Source organism: Streptomyces sp. NPDC045778, from assembly GCF_056431945.1.
In genome coordinates this window covers 38,671-58,893 of record NZ_JBWKJZ010000008.1, presented here as the reverse complement: position 1 = coordinate 58,893, position 20,223 = coordinate 38,671, and the positions used below count along the sequence as shown (strand labels likewise).

At 72.9% G+C, this 20,223-nt stretch carries 19 protein-coding genes; 7 read left to right on the top strand and 12 right to left on the bottom strand.

The features are described 5' to 3' along the window. Nucleotides 1-30: 30 nt before the first annotated feature. The 3 genes from AC07GB_RS12625 to AC07GB_RS12615 all read right to left on the bottom strand — a co-directional run bounded on the left by AC07GB_RS12625 (nucleotide 31) and on the right by AC07GB_RS12615 (nucleotide 2,887). Nucleotides 31-1,059 carry a glutathione S-transferase family protein gene (locus tag AC07GB_RS12625; RefSeq protein WP_478844420.1) on the bottom strand — a complete coding sequence of 343 codons (1,029 nt, stop codon included), beginning with the start codon at nucleotides 1,057-1,059 and terminating at the stop codon, nucleotides 31-33. Further along, on the bottom strand, nucleotides 1,056-1,301 hold the full coding sequence (locus tag AC07GB_RS12620) for a hypothetical protein (protein WP_478844418.1): 246 nt from the start codon (nucleotides 1,299-1,301) through the stop codon (nucleotides 1,056-1,058). The genes AC07GB_RS12625 and AC07GB_RS12620 overlap by 4 nt, the downstream gene beginning before the upstream one ends. Nucleotides 1,302-1,381: 80 nt before the next feature. Next, nucleotides 1,382-2,887 carry a cytochrome P450 gene (locus AC07GB_RS12615; protein WP_478844833.1) on the bottom strand — a complete coding sequence of 502 codons (1,506 nt, stop codon included), beginning with the start codon at nucleotides 2,885-2,887 and terminating at the stop codon, nucleotides 1,382-1,384. Between the two features lie 101 nt (nucleotides 2,888-2,988). On the opposite strand from AC07GB_RS12615, the gene AC07GB_RS12610 reads away from it, so the two are divergent. Continuing rightward, on the top strand, nucleotides 2,989-3,606 hold the full coding sequence (locus AC07GB_RS12610) for a TetR/AcrR family transcriptional regulator (protein WP_478844416.1): 618 nt from the start codon (nucleotides 2,989-2,991) through the stop codon (nucleotides 3,604-3,606). Nucleotides 3,607-3,659: 53 nt separating this feature from the next. Here AC07GB_RS12610 and AC07GB_RS12605 read toward each other — a convergent pair whose 3' ends face one another. The 3 genes from AC07GB_RS12605 to AC07GB_RS12595 all read right to left on the bottom strand — a co-directional run bounded on the left by AC07GB_RS12605 (nucleotide 3,660) and on the right by AC07GB_RS12595 (nucleotide 5,853). Then, complete coding sequence (locus tag AC07GB_RS12605) at nucleotides 3,660-3,872, bottom strand: DUF5999 family protein (RefSeq protein WP_478844414.1); 213 nt, start codon at nucleotides 3,870-3,872, stop codon at nucleotides 3,660-3,662. 118 nt (nucleotides 3,873-3,990) lie between these two features. Then, entirely contained in the window at nucleotides 3,991-4,485 is a 495-nt protein-coding gene (locus AC07GB_RS12600) for a hypothetical protein (RefSeq protein WP_478844412.1), read from the bottom strand. A 144-nt stretch (nucleotides 4,486-4,629) separates the two neighbouring features. Continuing rightward, nucleotides 4,630-5,853, bottom strand: a complete 1,224-nt coding sequence (locus AC07GB_RS12595; protein WP_478844410.1) for an MFS transporter — start codon at nucleotides 5,851-5,853, stop codon at nucleotides 4,630-4,632. Nucleotides 5,854-5,908: 55 nt separating this feature from the next. On the opposite strand from AC07GB_RS12595, the gene AC07GB_RS12590 reads away from it, so the two are divergent. After that, complete coding sequence (locus tag AC07GB_RS12590; RefSeq protein ID WP_478844408.1) at nucleotides 5,909-6,538, top strand: CGNR zinc finger domain-containing protein; 630 nt, start codon at nucleotides 5,909-5,911, stop codon at nucleotides 6,536-6,538. Here AC07GB_RS12590 and AC07GB_RS12585 read toward each other — a convergent pair. From AC07GB_RS12585 to AC07GB_RS12575, 3 genes are all read right to left on the bottom strand, one after another. Then, complete coding sequence (locus AC07GB_RS12585) at nucleotides 6,535-7,248, bottom strand: HD domain-containing protein (protein WP_478844406.1); 714 nt, start codon at nucleotides 7,246-7,248, stop codon at nucleotides 6,535-6,537. The genes AC07GB_RS12590 and AC07GB_RS12585 overlap by 4 nt on opposite strands. 213 nt (nucleotides 7,249-7,461) lie before the next feature. Beyond that, nucleotides 7,462-8,778: a phosphatase PAP2 family protein gene (locus AC07GB_RS12580; protein WP_478844831.1), complete on the bottom strand. Its 1,317-nt coding sequence runs from the start codon at nucleotides 8,776-8,778 to the stop codon at nucleotides 7,462-7,464. A 232-nt stretch (nucleotides 8,779-9,010) separates the two neighbouring features. Next, on the bottom strand, nucleotides 9,011-10,606 hold the full coding sequence (locus AC07GB_RS12575) for a methionine--tRNA ligase (protein ID WP_478844404.1): 1,596 nt from the start codon (nucleotides 10,604-10,606) through the stop codon (nucleotides 9,011-9,013). A 336-nt stretch (nucleotides 10,607-10,942) separates the two neighbouring features. Here AC07GB_RS12575 and AC07GB_RS12570 point away from each other — a divergent pair, with 336 nt between their 5' ends. After that, nucleotides 10,943-12,175, top strand: a complete 1,233-nt coding sequence (locus tag AC07GB_RS12570) for an MFS transporter (protein ID WP_478844403.1) — start codon at nucleotides 10,943-10,945, stop codon at nucleotides 12,173-12,175. A gap of 9 nt (nucleotides 12,176-12,184) precedes the next feature. Here AC07GB_RS12570 and AC07GB_RS12565 read toward each other — a convergent pair whose 3' ends face one another. Beyond that, the gene (locus tag AC07GB_RS12565; protein WP_478844402.1) at nucleotides 12,185-13,057 is read right to left on the bottom strand and encodes an aldo/keto reductase; all 873 of its coding nucleotides are present in this window, start codon (nucleotides 13,055-13,057) and stop codon (nucleotides 12,185-12,187) included. 248 nt (nucleotides 13,058-13,305) lie between these two features. Continuing rightward, nucleotides 13,306-14,004: a type 1 glutamine amidotransferase domain-containing protein gene (locus AC07GB_RS12560; RefSeq protein ID WP_478844400.1), complete on the bottom strand. Its 699-nt coding sequence runs from the start codon at nucleotides 14,002-14,004 to the stop codon at nucleotides 13,306-13,308. Nucleotides 14,005-14,228: 224 nt separating this feature from the next. Here AC07GB_RS12560 and AC07GB_RS12555 point away from each other — a divergent pair, with 224 nt between their 5' ends. The 4 genes from AC07GB_RS12555 (at nucleotide 14,229) to AC07GB_RS12540 (ending at nucleotide 19,569) form a co-directional block, all read left to right on the top strand. Then, nucleotides 14,229-14,885: an NADPH-dependent F420 reductase gene (locus tag AC07GB_RS12555; protein WP_478844398.1), complete on the top strand. Its 657-nt coding sequence runs from the start codon at nucleotides 14,229-14,231 to the stop codon at nucleotides 14,883-14,885. A 294-nt stretch (nucleotides 14,886-15,179) separates the two neighbouring features. Continuing rightward, complete coding sequence (gene murJ, locus AC07GB_RS12550) at nucleotides 15,180-16,751, top strand: murein biosynthesis integral membrane protein MurJ (RefSeq protein ID WP_478844396.1); 1,572 nt, start codon at nucleotides 15,180-15,182, stop codon at nucleotides 16,749-16,751. A 207-nt stretch (nucleotides 16,752-16,958) separates the two neighbouring features. Further along, nucleotides 16,959-18,698, top strand: coding sequence for an ABC transporter ATP-binding protein (locus AC07GB_RS12545; protein ID WP_478844829.1), 1,740 nt, complete (start codon nucleotides 16,959-16,961; stop codon nucleotides 18,696-18,698). A 70-nt stretch (nucleotides 18,699-18,768) separates the two neighbouring features. Then, entirely contained in the window at nucleotides 18,769-19,569 is an 801-nt protein-coding gene (locus AC07GB_RS12540) for a maleylpyruvate isomerase family mycothiol-dependent enzyme (protein WP_478844394.1), read from the top strand. Nucleotides 19,570-19,679: 110 nt separating this feature from the next. Here AC07GB_RS12540 and AC07GB_RS12535 read toward each other — a convergent pair whose 3' ends face one another. Continuing rightward, nucleotides 19,680-20,147 carry an Lrp/AsnC family transcriptional regulator gene (locus AC07GB_RS12535; protein WP_478844392.1) on the bottom strand — a complete coding sequence of 156 codons (468 nt, stop codon included), beginning with the start codon at nucleotides 20,145-20,147 and terminating at the stop codon, nucleotides 19,680-19,682. Between the last annotated feature and the right edge of the window lie 76 nt (nucleotides 20,148-20,223).

The window sequence follows — 20,223 nt, the reverse complement described above, 5'->3', positions numbered from 1 at the left end:
CCCTCACGGCTGCCCCGTCAATGGCCGTCCTCACGGCTGCCCCGTCACCGGCACCTCCTCGCCCTCCGGCACCGGCCCCGGCGCCGTCCCGTCGCCGAACGGGCGTCCGCCGAGCTGCTCGCGGTGATGCGGTGTCAGCCATCCGTCGAGGTCGGGCCCGAGGGGCACGATGCCCGTCGGGTTGATGCCGGTGTGCACCTGGTAGTAGTGCCGCTTGATGTGGTCGAAGTCGACGGTGTCGCCGAAGCCCGGCGTCTGGTAGAGATCGCGGGCGTAGGCCCAGAGCACCGGGTCCTCGGACAGCTTCCAGCGGTTGCACTTGAAGTGGCCGTGGTACACGGCGTCGAAGCGCACCAGGGTCGTGAAGAGGCGGATGTCGGCTTCGGTGATGCTGTCGCCGACCAGATAGCGGCGGTGCGCGAGCCGTCGGGATGTCTCCTCAAGGCGGTGGAAGACGTCTCGGCACGCGGCCTCGTACTCGCTCTGGGACGAGGCGAATCCCGCGCGGTACACGCCGTTGTTCACGTCGCGGTAGATGCCGTCCATGACGTCGTCGATCTCGTCCCGCAGCGGCTGCGGATACAGGTCGGGCGCACCGGCACGGTGCAGGTCCCGCCACTGTGTGGCGAGGTCGAGCGTCAGCTGCTGGTAGTCGTTCGTCACCAGCTTGCCGCTCTCCACGTCCACCAGGGCGGGGACGCTCACGCCGCCCGGATAGCCGGTCTCCCGCGCGTCGTACGCCTCACTGAGATAGCGGATGCCGAGGACCGGGTCGCGGCCGTCGGGGTCGAGGGTGAAGCGCCAGCTCCGGTCGTCCTGGAGGGGGTCGACGACCGCCAGGGACAGCGCGCCCTCCAGGCCGAGCAGACGCCGGGAGACGGCCGCGCGGCTCGCCCAGGGGCAGGCGCGGCTGATCACCAGGCGGTAGCGCCCCGCCTCGACCGGCCAGCCGTCCCGCCCGTCCTTCGTGACGCGGTCGGCGAAGTGGCTCTTGGAGCGCTTGAAGGGCTTCTTGCCGTACGCCGCGTTGCTCCGCGCCGTGTCCTCTCCGCCGGTCACCGCACGCTCCCCTCGCGCGCGGGGGCGGGCAGGGGCGTGAGGTCGTAGATGCGGTGGAGCAGCGCCGCCTCGTTGCCCGCGAGGCCCGCCCTGCGCAGGGCGTCGTCGGCGTCCGCGATCGGCACGGCGAGCAGGGCCGCGGTCTGCGGAGTGACGGGGTCGGAGAGCGCGGCCCGCGCGGTGTGCAGCAGCCGCAAGCAGGCCTGGGCGGCGGCCAGTTCGGGATACGTCGTGCCGGTCATGTCGCTTGGCTCCTTAGCCCGCGGGTCCAATGAGTGAAGGTGCAACCTCCACTCTTGCGCACGGGTCTGACAATTGCCCCTCAAGCGCCCCGCGCGTGCCCGTCCGTCACCCCGGGAACGCTCCTGCGGGTGAGCCGCAGCCGCAGGCCCCGGGGCATCAGCGTGAGGCGCTCGGTGACCCGCAGCCGGTAGCCGGGCTCGGGCAGCAGGTCGTAGCGGCGCAGCAGCAGCGCGAGCACCAGCGTCGCCTCGTGCAGCGCGAACTGACGGCCGATGCAGGCCCGCGCGCCCGTGCCGAACGGCTTGAAGGCGTGCGCGGGCCGCCCCCGCACGGCCGCGGGCGCGAACCGCTCCGGGTCGAACTCCTCCGGCCGCTCGCCCCACACCCCCGGGTCCCGGTGCAGCAGCACGGCCAGGACCACCGCCCAGGCGCCGCGGCGCATCGGATGCACGCCGCCGAGCACGGTGTCCTCGCGAGCCTCCCGCGAGAAGGCGGGCGCCGTCGGCCACAGCCGCAGCGACTCGTCGAGCACACGGCGCACGTACCGCAACTTCGCCACCTGTTCGTACGCCGGTGACCGCGCGTCACCCCACACCTGGTCCACCTCGTCCCGCGCGCGGGCGAGCACTTCGGGGTGCCGCGCCAGATAGTGCAGCGCGAACGACAGGGCGCCGGACGTCGTCTCGTGCCCGGCCACCAGGAACGTGATGACCTGCCGCCGGATGTTCTCGGCCGAGAGGCGCTCGCCGGTCTCCGGGTGCGCGACCTCCAGCATCCGGTCCAGGAGGTCACCGCGGGCGCCCGAGGGGTCCGCCGCACGCCGGGCCGCCACCACCTCGTCCACGGTCCGGTTCAAGTACGCCATATGGGCGGCGTTGCGCTGCTCGGCCCCGCGCAGCAGCACGGGCGCGAGCGCGGGCGGCACGACGTTGCGGCGCTGGGCGTACGAGAGCGTGCCGACCATGGCCGTCACGAACGGGTGTGGCCGGGCGCGCTCGAAGGAGCCGAAGTCGTGCCCGAATCCCGTGCGGGCGATCGTCTCAAGCGTCAGCTTGGTCATGTCACCGGGCACGTCGACGGCCCGGCCCGCCGCCGCTTCGGCGTCCCAGCGGGCCGTCAGCTGCTCGGCGACGTCGAGCATCAGGGGGTGGTAGCCCGCCATGGCGTCCCGGCTGAAGCCCGGCGCGAGGATGTCGTGCGCGAGCTGCCAGTTGGGCTCGTGGTTGTACGCCGTGAACAGGCCGTCCCCCGCCACCGGGCGCAGATTGGCAACGCCGAGTCCCACGTGCTTGGCGAACCGCGACTCGTCGGCCAGCTCGCCCGCGAGCCGGGCGCCCCACACGAACACGATCTCCTTGCCGAAGACCTTGCGCCGGAAGATCGGCCCGAGGTCGGCCCCGATCCGCATCGAGTCCTGGAGCGGCGTGCGCGGATCGACGCCGAGCACGTCCCCGAGCAGCGGCACGCGGCGCGGCGGACGCGGTATCCGGTGCAGCTGCGGCCAGCCCAGCTCCGCGCCACGAAACCCCTTGGGCAGCCCGGTGGCACCGCCCGACTGCCGCGTCGTCTGCGCCACGGCCACCATCTCCCTTGCCGACAAGCCGAGTTCGGCCTTCTTGTACGTGGATTCAATAGGCGGGGCCAGTCTCCGCCCGCTGTTGAACCGACGTCAAGTAAGGTGCTCGCATGGCCGCGAACGCCCAGGAGCGCATCCGCCGCAGACTCAGCACGCAGGAGCGCAGGGAACAGCTGCTCACGGTGGGCGCCCGTCTCTTCGCGCGGAACCACTACGACGAGGTCTGGATCGAGCAGGTCGCCGAGATCGCGGGCGTCTCGCGCGGCCTGCTCTACCACTACTTCCCGACCAAGCGGGACTTCTTCGCCGCCGTCGTCCAGCGGGAGAGCGCCCGCATGCTGCGCCTGACGGCGGCCGAGCCGGGCCTGCCCTTCCGGCAGCAGATCAGCGCCGGTCTGGACGCGTTCCTCGGCTACGTCGAGAGTCACGCCCAGGGCTTCCGCGCCTTCCACAGCGCGGAAGCCGCCGGGGATCCGGTGGCGCGCGAGGCCTACCGCGCGGGCCTCGCCGCCCAGGAGCGGCAGATCCTGGAGGCCATCGCCGCCGATCCCGGGACCGCGCACCTGGGTGAGGACCTGCCCGCCGTGCGCCTCGCCGTGCGCGGGTGGCTGGCCTTCATGGTCGCCGTGTGCCTGGAGTGGCTCGACACGCTGGACAGCGGGGAGCTGGGCCGCGACCAGGTGCGGGACCTGTGCGCGCGGGCACTGCTCGGAGCGATCCTGCCGTGAACGGCGGCCCGCGGGCCGCCGGACGACGACGGCGGCCCGTGGGCGTGTGTCGCTCAGGCCGCTATGGCCAGCGTCGGAGGCCGCGGTGAGAGCGGGCGCAGCGGTGGCACCACGCGTCCGTCGGGCAGGAGTTCACCGGTGTCGTCGAAGACGATCGTGCCGTTGCACAGCAGGCTCCAGCCCTGTTCGGGGTGGGCGCTGACGACCAGCGCGGCGTCCCGGTCGGATCCCTGCGCGGACGGGCACGGCGGCTGATGAGCACACATGGCACACCTCCGGGTCGCTGTACGTCGGTGCCGCTTCGCGTGGCACCCTCTAGTACGTGTAATGACTCCGGCTCGCTCATGGATCCATCGCGTCGGGGGCTTACTAGGGCATGTCGAGTCACGCGGGCAGGAAGCCCGTCGCGAAGTGCTCCAGCAGTGCGCGCCGTGCGCCCTCGGTGTCGCCGGTGAGGCGCTCGGCGGCCCAGAGGAAGAAGTCGTCAGCGACCGTGTCGATCCAGTCGTCCGCGGGGCCGGCGGGGCCCGGATCCGGTGCCGGGTAGCGAAGTTCCAGCTCAGGGCCGCGCGGCCCGAAGACCGTGAACAGGCGGTGCCCGTCCGCCTCGCACGCCTGCTGTACGGCCACCGTGGCGCAGTCCCACCGGCGGGGCCCGTACTGGAGCCACAGGACGCCCGTGCCCCGCTCCTCGGCGTACAGGGCGGCGGCGACGCGGAGTTCGCCCGCGCCGTCCGGTCCGGCGTCGAGGTGCAGGAAGCCGTGGCAGCGCCCGGACGCGGGGGTGAGCAGCCCCGTGGCCGGGGCCAGTGCCCACACCCGGCCGTGCTGGTCGTAGTCCTGGAGCACCACGGCGTCGCTCGCCGGTCTGGGAGACATCGGGGGCCTTTCCGAGGGGATCAGCGGTGAAGGGCGATGCGGACGTTACGACGACACGCGCGGCTTGCCGGGGCATGACGGGTGCGCGTCCGGGTGACGTGCCACGGGGCGCGTGCCCGCGCCGGTCGCCGTGCGCGCTCCGGCTCATCCTCGGGCGTGGAGGCGGCCGACGCGCCGGGAGGGCGCGGTGCAGGCCACATAGCCCGCCGCCGCGAGGAGTTCGCAGCCCGCGGCCACGAGCAGGGCGCCGGGCAGGGACCAGGTGGCGAGCGGCCCGCCGAGGCCCGCGCCGACCGCGTATCCGGTGATCTTCAGGCTGGCGCCCGTGGTGAAGATCTGGCCGCGCAGCCGCTCCGGCGCCTCGCGGTGCCGGACCGCGAACAGCGCGGTGAGCTGAGGGCCTGTGGCCGCCCCGGCGAGGATCATCGCGACGACGAGCGGCACCGGCGCGGCCGTCGCGGCGAGGGCGAACGCGACGGCCAGGACGAGGGTGCTCGTCAGCACGAGGGCGTCGGGCCGCAGCAGCCGCGGCCGCTTGGCGAGGACGGCGTTCGCGGCGAGGGACGCCGCGGCGAGGACGGTCAGCAGGACCGTACCTGAGTGGGACGAGCCGAGCGCCGCCGCGCCGAGCAGCGGAGTGGAGGTGACGAGCACGCCGACCCCCACGTACGACACCACGGACGTCAGCGTCGCGCGGGCCAGCGGCCGGGTGCTGCCGATGGCGACGAACCCGGCGACCAGATCGGCCGCGATCGAGGCCACGGGGCCGCGCCGGGAGGCCGCCGCAGGGCCGTCAGCGGACGCCGTGGGGCGCCCGGGCAGGGCCCAGGCCGCGGGCAGCGCCAGCAGGATCAGCGCGAGGGACACCACGACGCCCGCCGGGGCGCCCGCGAGCAGGGCGACGAGCCCCGCGAGGACCGGGCCCGCCAGGCCGGCGACATTGTAGGTGAGCGCGTCGAGCGCGGTGGCGCGCGGCAGGCCTTCCGGGGTGGCCACGCGCGGCAGTTGAGCGGTCCAGCCACCGGCGAGCGCGGGCCCGAGCAGCCCGCCGAGCACGGCGGTGGCGACCACCACCGGCAAGGGGATCCGCCCCAGGCCCACCAGGACGAGCAGCAGCGTCGCCGCGTACCCGGCAAGGGCGCCCGCCAGCAGCCGCCCCGGACGTGCCGCCCGGTCGAGCATGGCGCCGATGACGGGGCCGCCCACGGCCGCCGACAGCGTGATCCCGGCCAGCAGCGCGGACGCGGCGGACGCGGACCCGGTGACGGCGAGCCCCACGAGCAGCAGGGCGGGCCCCGACATCTCGTCACCGGTACGGGCCGCCGCGGCGCCCGCCAAGTAGCACGACAGTCTGTAACGTCTGATCATCATCAGGACGTTACGCAGTAACGTAAATACATGGAAAGAGCGTTACACTGCCGACGTGGACACTTCGAGAGACTCCAGGGGCGACACCGACGGCGGCTCGCACGACGACTGGTCGACCCGGCACTCCGTGCTCCGCACCGCGCAGCGCACCGCCGCGCTCGTCAACGTCCTCGCCGGCACGGCACCGGAGGTGGCGGCGGTCGAGGCGGTGCTGAGCGAGTACGGCGAGGACGGTCCGCTCGGTCTGACCGCCGGGGACGTCGAGGCGATGCGCGCCGCCGCCGTGTCCCTGCGCGACGTGTTCGCCGCGCCCGACGTCGACGCCGCCGCGCACCGTCTGAACAGGATCCTCGCCGAGAGCTGCGGTCCGGTCCGCCTGAGCGCGCACGGCGGCGGCGCGCCCTGGCACCCGCATCTGGACAGCGACGACGAGGCGCCCTGGGCGGAGTGGCTCCTGGCGTCATCGTGCATGGCCCTGACCGTGCTGGTGTGGGACCGCCAGCGCCCTCCGGGCGGTCTGTGCGCGTCGCCGCGCTGCGCGAACGTGTATCTCGCGGTCGGCGGCGGTGCGGCGCGGCGCTACTGCTCGCGCCGCTGCGCCACCCGGGAGCGCGTGGCGAGCCACCGACGGGCGAAGGGCGAGGAGCGCGCGCTGCCCGGACCGGGTGGCCCCGCCCGGGCCTAGCCCGCGTAGCCCGCGAAGTCGTTCCAGCCCGGCGCCTGCGTGAGCTGCTCCCACTCCGGGTGCGGAGTACCCTTCCGCTGCCGCAGCAGCTCGCCGGGCAGGCTGAACAGCGGCGCCTTGCGCGGCTCGGCGAGGGCCTGGCTGACGATCACGTCGCGGAGCACGGCGGCGGTGTGCAGGCGGGGGAGCGCGGCGTGCACACGGTCCGCGTAGCCGGGCGGCAGATCCGTGGCGCTGCCCGCGATGTCCAGCCGGGCCCCGGCGCTCACCAGCGCGATCTCGGGCCGCTTGCGCGAGGCGATGCCCTCGGACGTGTGCAGGGCGATCGCGTCCCACACGACCTCCACCCGTTCCGTCGGCACTCCCTGCGCGGTGAGGAACTCGGCGGCCAGGTCCGCGCCGTCGACCTCGAACCGCTGGGCGCCGTTGCCCTCCTCGGTGAGGCCGACGTCATGCAGCATGCACCCGAGGAAGAGCAGTTCGTCGTCGTAGTCACGCCCGGGAATCGTGCCGCGCTGCTCGCCGGAAAAGCGGCCGTACAGATAAGTCCGGATGCTGTGGTGGAACATCACCGGTGTCTCGATGGCCCGTGTGTAGCGCAGAGTCTCCCGCGCCAGCGGGCTTTCCGGAATTCCAAAATCTCCCCACGCGGTGTCACCACCCGCGTCCCTTTTCGTCTCCGCCACTGCCTGAGTGCTCTGTCGCGTCATGCCGGAAATTCTTCAGCGGCCCGGCGATGTCAGCAATGACGAAAAGCCCACCTATCCTGCCACGCGGGCTACGGCCGCGCGACGGAGTCGCGAGCCGCGCGGGCTTCAGGGGGCGGGGGCGGCGGAGGAGCCGGGGGCCGAGCCCACCCGCGCACGGCCAGGCGCGGGTGAGCTGGGCGGAGGACGGCCACGGCCAGGTGCCGCGGCCGGGAACTACACCAGTTCGGGCTGGGGTTCCGGCTGGAGCGACCGGGCGGGCTTCGGATCCGAGCGCCGCGTGGTGCGTATGTAGCCGTAGATCACGGAGGACATCGCGAGAAGGAGGAGCGGCCCGAACACCCACGGGTACGTGGCCATTTCCACGGCCAGATAGCGGTAGGACACCAGGAGCGCGGCGAAGACCACCGTGCCGTGGGCGACCAGCTGGACCGCCGATCGGTCCCAGCCGAGCCCGAAGGAACGCACGGCCACCTCGACCGTGAGCGCGAACACGACACCGGCGATGAGGTCCACGCCGTAGTGGTAACCGAAGCCCAGCGTCGCGGCGAGCGTGGCGACGAGCCAGAACGTGCCCGCGTAGCGCAGCGCCCGCGGGGCCTTGCGGGAGTGGATGAAGATGATCGTGGCCCACGCCGTGTGCAGGCTCGGCATGCAGTTGCGCGGGGTGATCTCGTCGTACGTCATGGGGCCCGGCGTGGTGCCCGGCAGCGTGTCCGGCCAGATGTCGGCCACCGCCCAGTGCCCGCCACCGGTGCCGAAGGCGCCGGTGCCGTAGGCGAAGATCGGCCCGACCACGGGGAAGATCATGTAGATGCTCGGCCCGAGCAGCCCGATCACGAGGAACGTGCGCACCAGGTGATGGCGCGGGAAGCGGCGCTCGGAGGCCACGTTCCGCAGCTGGTAGGCGGCGACGACCACCGCGGCCACCGCGAGCTGGACGTAGACGAAGTCCAGGAAGTGCTCGCCCAGCGGGCCGGTGGCCCTGATCACGCGGCCCACCACCCACGACGGGTTGCCGAGCGCGTGGTCGGCCGTCGCCAGGTACTGGTCGAGCACCGTCGGGCGGGTCTTCGACGTGATGAGCAGCCAGGCGTCACCGGTCTTGCGGCCGGCCACGAGCAGCAGACCGAGACCGACGCCTTTCAGGAGCAGCGTCCGCTCGTGGCCGGTGCGGCGCGTGAGCGCGATGACCGCACAGCCGAGGACCACCCACAACGCGCCGTTGCCGAAAGTCAGCTTTTCGCCGAGCGCCCACCGCACCACGAAGAAGGGGATGTCGATGGCGACCGCGACGCCCAGCGCGATGAACCTCTCCCGCCAGGTGAGCACCACCATCATCAAGGCCATGCCGGCATACAGCAGCGGCCCCGAAGCAGGCGGGAACACCACCTCTCGCACCTGGTTGCCGATCGGCCCCGGCACGCCGTAGCGGCGCGCGGCGATCTCCAGCACGACGAGGAATCCGAGGGTCACCACACCCGCGGTGACCCACAGGATCACCCGTGGTCGGCGCCACGTGGTGAACGAAATTCTGGAGTTAATTCGCGAAAACAACCGCGATACTATGGATATCAATTGTTTGGCCGATTTGTTAGACGCTGACTAAACGGGTCGCTCGGTGTGCCGGACGGCACGGGTGTGAGGTCGGGAGCGGGCACGGGTCGTTCCTGAGTCGGATCATGCTATCGGAGCCGCGCGGGTGGGTTTCGCTGGTCACGGGCTGTAAGAACGTAAGTCGATCCTGTGCTCGAAAGTCACGTGGCTAACGGGGATCGTGAAACTCCCGGCACCCCGTGGGCACCGAGGTGGGCAGCGAGAGCGTCACGCGCCCGCTCTCAGTCTCCGGGCCGTCGAGCCGTGCGAACAAGGGCCGTGGCGCCGGGATCCGGCCGTCGGTCTCGGCCAGCTGGGCCGCGACGCGGGCCGCCGACTCCGGCACGAAAGGGGCGAGCTGCCCGCAGAGCGTGCGGCAGGCGTGCAGCAGCGCGGCCAGGACCGTGTCGAGGCGGGCGCCCGCCTGCCCGTCCCCCGCGCGCTCGGCCTTGGCCAGCTCCCAGGGGCGCGTCGCGTCGACGCAGCGGTTGGCCTCCTCCACGATCCGCCACACCGCGGCCGTCGCCCGCCGGAAGTCGAAGTCCGCCAGAGCCGCGTCGACCTCGCCCTGCACCCGGCGGCAGGCCGCGTCGAGGCGCTCGGTGCCCGCCGCGGCGGACCGCGTACGACGGACGCGGCCGTCACGGAAGCGGTGGGCCATCGTCACGACCCGGTTGACGAGGTTCCCGAGCCCGCCGGCGAAGTCGGCGTCCGCCCGCGCGACGAGCCGCTCCCGGGTGAAGTCGGCGTCCCCGACCCGGGGTACGTCCCGCAGCAGCCACCAGCGCACCGCGTCCGTGCCGTACGCGGCGACAAGCTCCGCCGGGTCGACGGTCGTCCCGCTCGACTTGCTGATCTTGCGGCCGTCGACGGTGAGGTAGTCGTGGACGAGGACGTCCGTGGGCAGCGGCAGGCCGGCCGACAGGAGCATGGCGGGCCAGTAGACGGCGTGGAAGCGCACGACGCCCTTGCCGACGAGGTGGACGCGGCGGGTGCTCCGCTGCCACCAGCGGGTGTACGCGGGATCGCCGGTGCCGTGGCCGAGGCTGGTGACGTAGTTGCCGAGGGCGTCCCACCACACGTACACGACCTGGCTCGGATCGTCCGGGACGGGGATGCCCCAGCCGCGGGCGCGGGTGTGCGAGCGGGAGACGGAGAAGTCGTGCAGACCGCCGTCGATGAGGGCGAGCACCTCGTTGCGGCGCGCGGCGGGCTCGACGCGCAGCTCGCCGGACGAGATCAGCCCGCGCAGCCGGTCCGCGTACCGGGACAGGCGGAAGAACCAGTTCTCCTCCGCGACGAGCTGCGGCTCGGTGCCGTGCTCGGCGCAGCGCCCGTCGACGAGTTCGGCCGGGGTGCAGAACTGCTCGCAGCCGACGCAGTACAGGCCCTCGTAGTGCTTGCGGTACAGATCTCCGGAGGCCGCGCACCGGCGCCACAGCCGCTCCACGCCCACGCGGTGCCGCGGGTCGCTGCTGGTGCGGATGAAGTCGTCGAGGGACAGCGCGAGCGGTTCGCGGAGCGCCGCGAAGGCCTCCGCGTTGCGGTCGACCAGCTCGTGCACGGGCACGCCCTCGGCCTCGGCGGCCAGGACGTTCTTCAGGGAGTTGTCGTCCGTCCCGCTCAGGAACCGGACCTCGTCGCCCCGGTGGCGCCGGTGGCGGGCGAGCACGTCCGCCTGGACGAGTTCGAGGGCGAAGCCCAGGTGCGGGCGGGAGTTGACGTACGGGATCGTCGTCGTGATGTACGTACGGGGTGCGGTCATCGGAACCTCCAGTGGGAGAGGCGGGGCTCCGAAGCCGCTGGGAAACGGAACGAGGCCCCGAATCGGGGCCTCGGAAACGCGAACGTCCGGTATCAGCGGCCCCGTTGACGGGGCATCATGGCGCGGCGGCACTCGGACGTGATCATGGTGGGGATGGTAGCAGCCGTCGCCGGACGGGGGCGCGGAGTTTTTGGCGGCACGGGTCCGGCGCCAGGCCTCCCGGCCCGGGGCGCGAGGGCCTCGGCGGTGGACCACGGCGTCGCGTACCTGCCAGACCGCGGGCGGGGTGCCCTGCTGGACTGAGGCCCGCGATCAGCCCCTCACCAGGACGGACCCATGCCTTCCACCCTCGCCGCCCCAGCCCTGCCCGACCCGGCCGACCGGCCCCCGCTCGTCCGCCGGCTCTCCGTCGTCTGCGTCACGACGGGGCTCTTCGCCATCGTGACGGTGGAGATCCTGCCCATCGGCCTGCTCCCCGCCATCGGCCGGGACTTCCGGGTCACGGACGGCACGGCCGGCCTCATGATGACCATGCCCGGTCTGCTGGCGGCGCTGTCCGCGCCCGTCGTGACCATGGCGACCGCGCGCGTCGACCGGCGCACGACGCTGGGCGCCCTCATGCTGCTGCTGGCCGCCGCGAGCGCCCTCGCGGCGGCCGCGCCCGGCTACTGGCTCGTGCTCGTCTCCCGCGTCGCCGTGGGCGTCACCATCGGCGGCTTCTGGTCGATCGCGGCCGGCCTTGCCGAGCGCCTCGTGCCCCAGGAGTCGGTGGGGCGGGCGAAGGCGGTCATCTTCTCGGCCGTGCCCCTGGGGTCGGTGCTCGGCGTGCCCCTCGGCACCTTCGTGGGGGACGGCGCCGGGTGGCGGACCGCCTTCGCCGCCATGGGCGTCCTGTCCGTGGCCGTATGGGCGGCGACGCGTGCGCTGCTGCCTCCGCTGCCGCCCGCCGACGCCGTCCACCCGCGGGTCCTGCGCGGACTGCTGCGGGGCTCCGGGACCCGGCTCGCGCTGCTCATGACGTTCCTCGTCGTCCTCGCGCACTTCGGCGCCTACACGTACGTGGCGCCCTTCCTGGGCGAGGTGACGCGGCTGAGCCCGGGGCTCGTGACCCTGTTCCTGCTGGCGTACGGCGCGGCCGGTGTCCTCGGGAACTTCGTCGGCGGCGCGGTGGCGGCGCGCAGGCCGCGTGCCGCGTTCGCCGTAGCGGCGGGGCTGATCGCCCTGGCCGCCCTCGCGCTGCCGGTCGCCGGGCGGTGGGCGGGCGGTGCGGTCGCGCTGCTCGTCGTGTGGGGGGTCGCGTACGGCGCCGTGCCGGTGTGCTCGCAGACCTGGTTCGCCGTGGCGGCGCCCGCCGCCCCGGAGGCGGCCTCGGTCCTCTTCACCGCTTCCTTCCAGGCGACCTTCTCGCTGGGCGCGCTGGCGGGCGGCGTCGTGGTGGACCGGGTGTCGGTGGTCGCGGTGATGTTCTGCGGTGGCCTGGTCGCCGCATCGGCGGTGCTGCTCGCGTGGGGCGCCGGACGGGCGGGCGGCCCGGCGCCCACCGCGGCCGGTGAGCGCCGGAGCAGGTGACGGCAGGGGTCAGACGGCGGCCGCGAGCGCCTCGAACTGGGCGTCGGTGAGGGTGATCTCGGCGGCCGCGGTGTTCTGCTCCAGGTGCGCGACGCGGGACGTGCCCGGGATGGGGAGCACCACGGGCGAGCGGCGCAGCAGCCAGGCCAGGGCGAGCTGCGAGGGGGCGGCGCCGTGCTCCTTCGCGGCGGCGTCGAGCGGACCGCCCGGGCGCGCCAGTTCGCCGGTGGCCATCGGGTACCACGGGATGAACGCGATGTTCTCGCGCTCGGCGTACTCCAGGACGTCCTCGGAGGCGCGGTCGGCCAGGTTGTACTTGTTCTGCACGGAGGCGATCTCCGCGATCTCGCGGGCCTGTGCGAGCTGCTCGACACTCACCTCGGACAGGCCGATGTGCCGGATCTTGCCCTCCTGCTGGAGCTGGACGAGCGCGCCCAGCTGGTCGGCGAGGGGCACCTGCTCGTCGACGCGGTGCAGCTGGAGCAGGTCGACGCGCTCCACGCCGAGGTGCCGCAGGCTCAACTCGACCTGCTGGCGCAGGTACTCGGGGCGGCCGAGGGCCTGCCATTCGTCCGGGCCCGGGCGGGTGAAGCCGGCCTTGGTCGCGATGACCAGGTCGTCCGCGTACGGGTGCAGCGCTTCCTTGATGAGGACCTCGTTGACGAACGGGCCGTAGGCGTCGGCGGTGTCGATGAAGGTCACGCCCAGTTCGACGGCACGGCGCAGCACGCGTACGGCCTCGTCCCGGTCCTCGGGCTCGCCCCAGGCGCCGGGGCCGGTCAGCTGCATGGCGCCGTAGCCGAGGCGGTGGACGGGAAGGTCACCGCCGAGGGCGAACGTGCCCGAGGCGGCGGCGGGACGCGAGGTGTTTGCGGTGCTCATGGGGAGCGGTCCTTTCACAGCGTACGGATCGCGACATTTGGATCACAACGTACGAACGACACGGCAGGGGGGACACGAGGTCTCTGACACAAGGTCTCTGACACGAGGTCTGTGACCCCGAACCTATGTGCAACGCGGCGTGAAGAGAGACTCCGGCCGGGCACCGGCAGCCCGTTGGCCGGTGCCCGGCCGAAGCCTTACGCGCTGGTGAGGCGTCACGTCGGACAGGACATCCGGGCCGCGGCCCCTCAGACGTCCAGCTGCTTCAGCAGCTCCGCCGCCACACCGGCGGAGGACGCCGGGTTCTGACCGGTGATCAGATTGCGGTCGACGACCACGTGCGGAGCCCAGGGCTCGCCCGCGTCGAAGGCGGCGCCCGCCTCGACGAGGCGGTCCTGGAGCAGCCACGCGGCCTTGTCCGCGAGGCCTGCCTGGGTCTCCTCGGCGTTGGTGAAGCCGGTGAGGCGGTAGCCCGCGAAGGCGTTGGCGCCGTCGGCCGTCGTGGCGGCGAGCAGCGCGGCCGTGGCGTGGCACACGGTGGCGAGCGGCTTGCCCGAGGCCAGCGTGAGGGCGAGCAGCCTGCCGGAGGCCGCGTGGCCGGCCAGGTCCTCCATGGGCCCGTGGCCGCCGGGGTAGAAGACCGCGGCGTAGCCGGCCGGGTCCACGTCCTCCAGCGGCACGGGGGAGTTCAGCTCGGTGAAGGCGGCCAGCGCGGCTGCGGTGTCGGCGGCGCCCTGCTCGCCGCCGTTCACCTCCGGCGCGAGGCTGGCCGGGTCCACGGGCGGGGCGACACCGCCCGGCGTGGCCACCACGATCTCGTGGCCCGCGGCCTTGAGGGCCGTCCAGGGAGCCACCGCCTCCTCGGCCCAGAAGCCTGTCGGGTGCGGTGTGCCGTCGGCGAGGGTCCAGTGCGCGGCGCCGGTCATCACGAAAAGAATCTTCGACATGCCCCGAAGGTAGGCCGCCCCAGCCATAGGCGGCCAATAGGAGAACGAGTCGCTGCCATTGGATATCCGATGGGTGGGCGGGAATATCCCACGCCGGGCGGCCGCGTGCTCCGAGCCCTGTTCATCGCCCGTTCACAGAGAAATAGACCACCCGGTCCCGGGGTTGGAGGCACACACGCGTCGACGGCATCCGGTCGCGACGCCTCCCGGCCCTGGAGGACCCCATGAAGATCGGCATCATCGGCGCGGGCGAGATCGGCGGGAACCTCACCCGCCGCCTGACCGCGCTCGGCCACGACGTGTCCGTGGCGAAATCCCGCGGCCCGCACACGCTCACCGCCCTCGCCGAGGAGACCGGGGCCACGCCCGTCACGGCGGCCGACGCGGCGCGCGGCGCCGAGGCCGTCGTCGTGACGATCCCGCTCAAGAGCGTCCCGGACCTGCCGTCCGGCCTGTTCGACGAGGCGGCCGACGGCTTCGCCGTGATCGACACCGGCAACTACTACCCGCAGCGCGACGGAAAGATCGAGGCCATCGAGAACGGCCTGACCGAGAGCCGCTGGACCGAGCAGCAGATCGGCCACCTGGTCATCAAGGCGTTCAACGGCACGTACGCGGCGGACATCCTCGACAAGCCGCTGCCCGCGGGCGACCCCGACCGCATGGCGCTGCCCGTGGCCGGGGACGACCCGGCGGCGAAGCGGATCGTCCGCGACCTCATCGACGCCCTCGGCTTCGACACCGTGGACGCGGGCGGCATCGACGAGTCCTGGCGCCAGCAGCCCGACACCCCGGTGTACGGCCTGCGGGCGGGCGCCGCGGAGGTCACGAAGGCCCTGGCGGCGGCGAGCCCGGAGCGCCCCGAGGCCTTCCGGGCGTAGGCGCGGGCCCCGCCGGTCGACCCTGCGGCCCGTCCCACTGGATGATCATGCATTGGGTAGATTGGCGCGATGACGGAGGGGACGGACATCCCGGCGGGTATACCCCCGGGCGAGCGACAGCAGCGAAGCGGGCGAGTGGGGCGACGGGGCGGCAGGAGGGGCCGGCACGCGGCACCGAAGCGCGGCGCCAGGCCGAGCAAGCACGCCCCAGGGCCGGGCAAAAGCGCCGCCGGACCGGGCAAAAGCGCCGCCGGGCCGGGCAAAGGCGGCGGCCTCGCCCGCTCCTCGCTCCTGATGGCCCTGGGCACCGTCGTGTCCCGCGCGACGGGCCTCATCCGCCAGGTCCTCCAGGCGGCGGCCCTCGGCACCGGCCTGCTCGCCAGCACGTACAACACGGCGAACACGGTGCCGACGGGCCTGTACACCCTGCTGATCGGCGGCGCGCTCAACGCCGTGCTCGTGCCGCAGCTGGTCCGCGCACGGACGACGCAGTCCGACGGCGGCAGGGCCTACGAACAGCGCCTGGTCACGCTCGTACTGTGCGTGCTCGCCGTGGGCACGGCCCTCGCGGTCTGGGCGGCTCCCGCGATCGTCGGCCTGTACATGCGCGACACCCCGGGCACCCACGAGGCATTCGAACTCACCGTCGTCTTCGCGCGGTTCCTGCTGCCGCAGATCTTCTTCTACGGGATGTTCGGCATGCTGGGGCAGGTCCTCAACGCCCGGGAGAAGTTCGGCGCGATGATGTGGACGCCGGTCCTCAACAACATCGTCCTGATCGGCATGTTCGGCGCCTATCTGAGCCTCATGACGGCGCCGGACCGCGTCGGGGACATCACCGCGAGCCAGGTCCGCCTCCTCGGGATCGGCACGACCTGCGGCATCGCCCTCCAGGCCCTCGCCCTCGTTCCGTACGTCCGCGCGGCGGGCTTCCGCTTCCGGCCGCGGTTCGACTGGCGCGGCGCGGGCCTGCGCAAGAGCGCCCGGGCCGCCCGCTGGACCCTGCTGTTCGTCCTCGCCAACCAGGTCGCGCTCACCGTCGTCACCAACTACGCCAACGCGGCCGACCAGCAACTGCCCACCGCGGGCGCAGGCTACACCGCGTACTCGTACGCGCAGACCATCTGGCTCCTGCCGCAGTCCATCGTCACCGTCTCACTGGTCACGGCGCTGCTCCCGCGGCTGAGCACGGCGGCGGCGCAGGGCCGCACCGACGACCTGCGCGGCGAGCTGTCGCGCGCCCTGCGCCTGACCGGGGTCGTCATCGTTCCCGCCGGGTTCTTCTTCCTCGCCCTCGGCCCGCAGACCGCGACCCTGCTGTTCGGGCACGGCACGGCCGACGCCGCCTCCGCGCAGCCCCTCGGCCAGATGCTCCAGGCCTTCGGCCTCGGCCTCATCCCGTTCTCCGCCCAGTACCTGCTGCTGCGCGGCTTCTACGCCTTCGAGGACACGCGCACGCCGTTCTGGATGGCCGTGTGGATCGCCGCCGTGAACATCGCCCTGGCCACCGCCTGCCACCACCTCCTCCCGCCGCGCTGGGCGGTCGTGGGCATGGCGGGCGCGTACACGCTGTCGTACGCCGTGGGGCTGCTGCTCACCGCGCGGCTGCTGCGCAGGCGCCTCGGCGGGCGCATGGACGGCAAGCGCCTGCTGCGCACCTACGGCAAGCTCGGCCTCGCCGCCGCCCCCGCGGGGGCCCTGGCCTGGGCTGTCGCACGGGGGCTCGGGTCATCGGCGCCCGTGGGCACCACGGGGACCGCGCTCGCGCTCACCACCGGCGCGGCCGCGATGGTCCTCGGCTATCTGCTGCTCGCCCGGCTGCTGCGGGTCGGTGAGCTGCGGCTGCCGCTGCGCCGACTGGCTTGAAATCGACGGTCGAATGTCCGTGCGGCGCGTCAGGTAACCCACCCCCGCTCTGCGTCCTGCCAGGTGTGACCGGCACGGCCCCCGCCTTGGGCGAGCGGCCCCCTGTCGAGAGACCCCACCGAGCAGACCAAGGCTGAGTAAAACGTGACTGAACACAGCGGTAAGGAGCCCCCGCAGTCCGAGAGCGAGACGGGCAGACCCGAGCGCCTGCCCGCCAGAGAGACCTGGAGCGTGCTCTACCGGCACTTCCGGCCGCACCGCGGCGTGGTGGCGCTCGGCGCGCTGTTCACCCTCGTCGGCGCGGCCACCGGTCTCGCCCAGCCCGTGGCCATCGAGGAACTGGTCAACCGGCTGTCCGACGACGAGTCGATCTCCTCGATCCTGATCCTCCTGACCGGACTCCTCGTCATCGGCACCGCCGTCGAGTCCGTCGGCAGCTACATCCTGGAACGCACCGCCCAGTCCGTCGTCCTCGACTCCCGGCGCTCCCTGATCCGCCGTCTGCTGCGCCTGAAGGTCAGCGAGATCGAGCGTGTACAGCCCGGCGACCTGATGTCCCGCGTCACCTCGGACACCACGCTGCTCCAGGCCGTCACCACGCAGTCGGTGGTGTCGGCGTTCTCCGGCGCCCTCACGGTCATCGCGACCATCGTGATGATGGCCTTCATGGACGCGGTGCTGCTCGGGGTCACCCTCGGCGTGATCGTCCTCATCGGGGGCGCCACCGCCCTGGTCATGCCGCAGATCTCCAAGGCGACCGAGCGCTCCCAGGAAGCCGTCGGTATGATCTCGACCGCCCTGGAGCGCGCCTTCGGCGCCTTCCGCACCCTGAAGGCCTCCGGTGCCGAGCGGCGCGAGATGGCGGCGGTGGAGGAGGCCGCGCACGAGGCCTGGCGGTACGGCGTGAAGTCCGCCAAGTGGCAGGCGGTGGCGTGGAGTTCCATGGGCTTCGCCATCCAGGTGTCGTTCCTCGCGGTGCTCGGCGTCGGTGGCGCGCGCGTCGCCTCCGAGGCGATCTCCGTGGCCACCCTGGTGGCGTTCTTGATGCTGCTCTTCTACTTGATCGACCCGGTGAGCCGGCTCGTCGACGCGGTCACCCAGTACCAGGTGGGCTCCGCCGCGGTCGCCCGCATCGTGCGGGCCGAGCGCATGGAGACCGAGGAGCTGGACGAGCCATCGCCGCGCGCGGCCGGGGCGGAGAGCGCCCCCGCCTCCGTCGCCTTCGAGGACGTCACCTTCCGCTATCAGGCGGAGCTGCCCCTGGTCCACCACGGCGTGAGCTTCACCGTCCCCAGCCCCGGCATGACCGCCTTCGTCGGCCCTTCCGGCGCGGGCAAGACCACCGTGTTCGGACTCGTCGAGCGGTTCTACGAGGCCACCGGCGGCCGCGTCCTCGTCGACGGCAAGGACGTACGGGACTGGCCGCTCGCCGACCTGCGCGCAGCCATCGGTTACGTCGAACAGGACGCGCCGGTGCTCGCGGGCACCCTGCGCGAGAACCTCGTGTTCGCCGCTCCGGAGGCCACCGAGACCGACCTGCGCGACGTCCTGGTGAGGTCCCGCCTCGACGCGCTCGTCGAGCGCCTGCCCGACGGTCTCGACACGGTCGTCGGCCACCGCGGCTCCAAGCTCTCCGGCGGCGAGCGCCAGCGTGTGGCCATCGCCCGCGCCCTGCTGCGCAAGCCCCGGCTGCTGCTCCTGGACGAGGCCACCTCGCAGCTCGACGCGGTCAACGAACTCGCGCTGCGCGACGTCGTCGCCGAGGTGTCCCGCGAGGTGACGGTCCTGGTCGTCGCGCACCGCCTGTCGACGGTGACGCTCGCCGACCAGATCGTCGTCATGGACGCGGGCAAGGTCCGGGCGACGGGCACGCACGACGCCCTCGTGGCGTCGGACCCGCTCTACGGCGAGCTGGCGGCCACGCAGTTCCTGGCGACCGCCTCGTGACGTCCGAGCCCCGGGCGGTGGCGTGTTCAAAGCCCGCGCCGAGGCCCGAGGCATGATCTACCGTGAGGCCATGACCAAGGTGAGCTTCGATCGCCACGTATCCGAAATCAGCACGCAGGCCGACCACTTGAGGGCCCAGGTCAAGGACGCCGACCTCGCGGTGCCGGTGCGGACCTGTCCCGGCTGGAGCCTCGGCAACCTCCTGCGGCACGTGGGCGGCGCGCACCGCTGGGCCGAGGCCGTGGTCCGCACCCGGGCGAGCGGACCGGTGCCCCACGACCAGGTCGACGACGTCGCCGGGGACGACCGCGCCGACGCCGCCGCCCTCGCGGACTGGGTGGCCGAGGGCGCGGCGCGCCTCGCCGGCACCCTGCGCGAGGCGGGTCCGGACGCCCCGGTGTGGACGCCCGCGCCCGGCGGCACCTCGGAGTTCTGGGCGCACCGCATGCTGTTCGAGACGGTCCTGCACCGCGCGGACGCGGCCGTCGCCGTCGGCGGTCCGTACGCCCTGGCCGCGGACGTCGCGCTGATCGGCGTGGAGGAGTGGATGGAGTTCACCGTGCTGCCGCAGGTGTACGAGTCCGAGGAGCACCTGCGTGCCCTGCTCGGCCCCGGCCGCACGGTCCACTTCCACGCCACCGACGCCGAGCCCGCGAGCGCGGGGGAGTGGTTCGTCGACCTCACCGGCGACGCCATCACGACCCGGCGTACGCACGAGAAGGCCGCGGTCGCGGTCCGCGGCCCGGCCGCCGCCCTGCTGCTGGCCCTCTACCAGCGCGAGTCGGTCCTCGCCGAAGGGCCCGAGATCATCGGGGACCGCGCCCTGTTCGAGCAGTGGCGCGAGACGGTGAGCCACTGGCTGCGGAAGTGAGCGACCCCGGGGGCCGGGCAGGAGACGAAGGACGAGCCGCCGCCGAGGGCGCCGCCCGCCCCCCCCGCGTCGACTCCGGCTCCTCGGATCCCGGGAGCGCAAGCAGCCGCTCACGGCTTCGGCACCCGGTCCACAGGGAGGCCGCGGGGTTCCTTGATGCGCTTCATGATGATCTGGGAGTTGACCTCGGTGACCCCGTCCAGGGTCGTGAGCCGCTCGATCCACAGGCGCTCGTACGCGGCCAGGTCGGCGACCGCGATGCGCAGCAGGCAGCCGGGGCTGCCGAAGAGGCGGTACGCCTCGATGACGTCGGGGATGTCCTGGAGCGCCGCCTCGAACGCCTCGACCGTCTCCCGGTCCCGGCGGACCTCGATGGAGACCAGCACCTCGAAGCCGCGGCCGACCGCCTCCGGGTCGACGACCGCGCGGTAGCCCTGGATCACGCCGTCCTGCTCCAGCTGCCGCACCCGCCGCAGGCAGGGGGAGGCGCTGAGGCCGATGCGCTGGGCCAGCTCCTGGTTGCTGAGACGGCCGTCCTTCTGAAGCTCACGCAAGATATCGAGATCGATCCGGTCCATGGCGCAATTCTGCACCAAGCCATCCCGGGTAGCCGGGTGGATATCGCAATCCGATTGCGCAGAGACTCGCCTATTC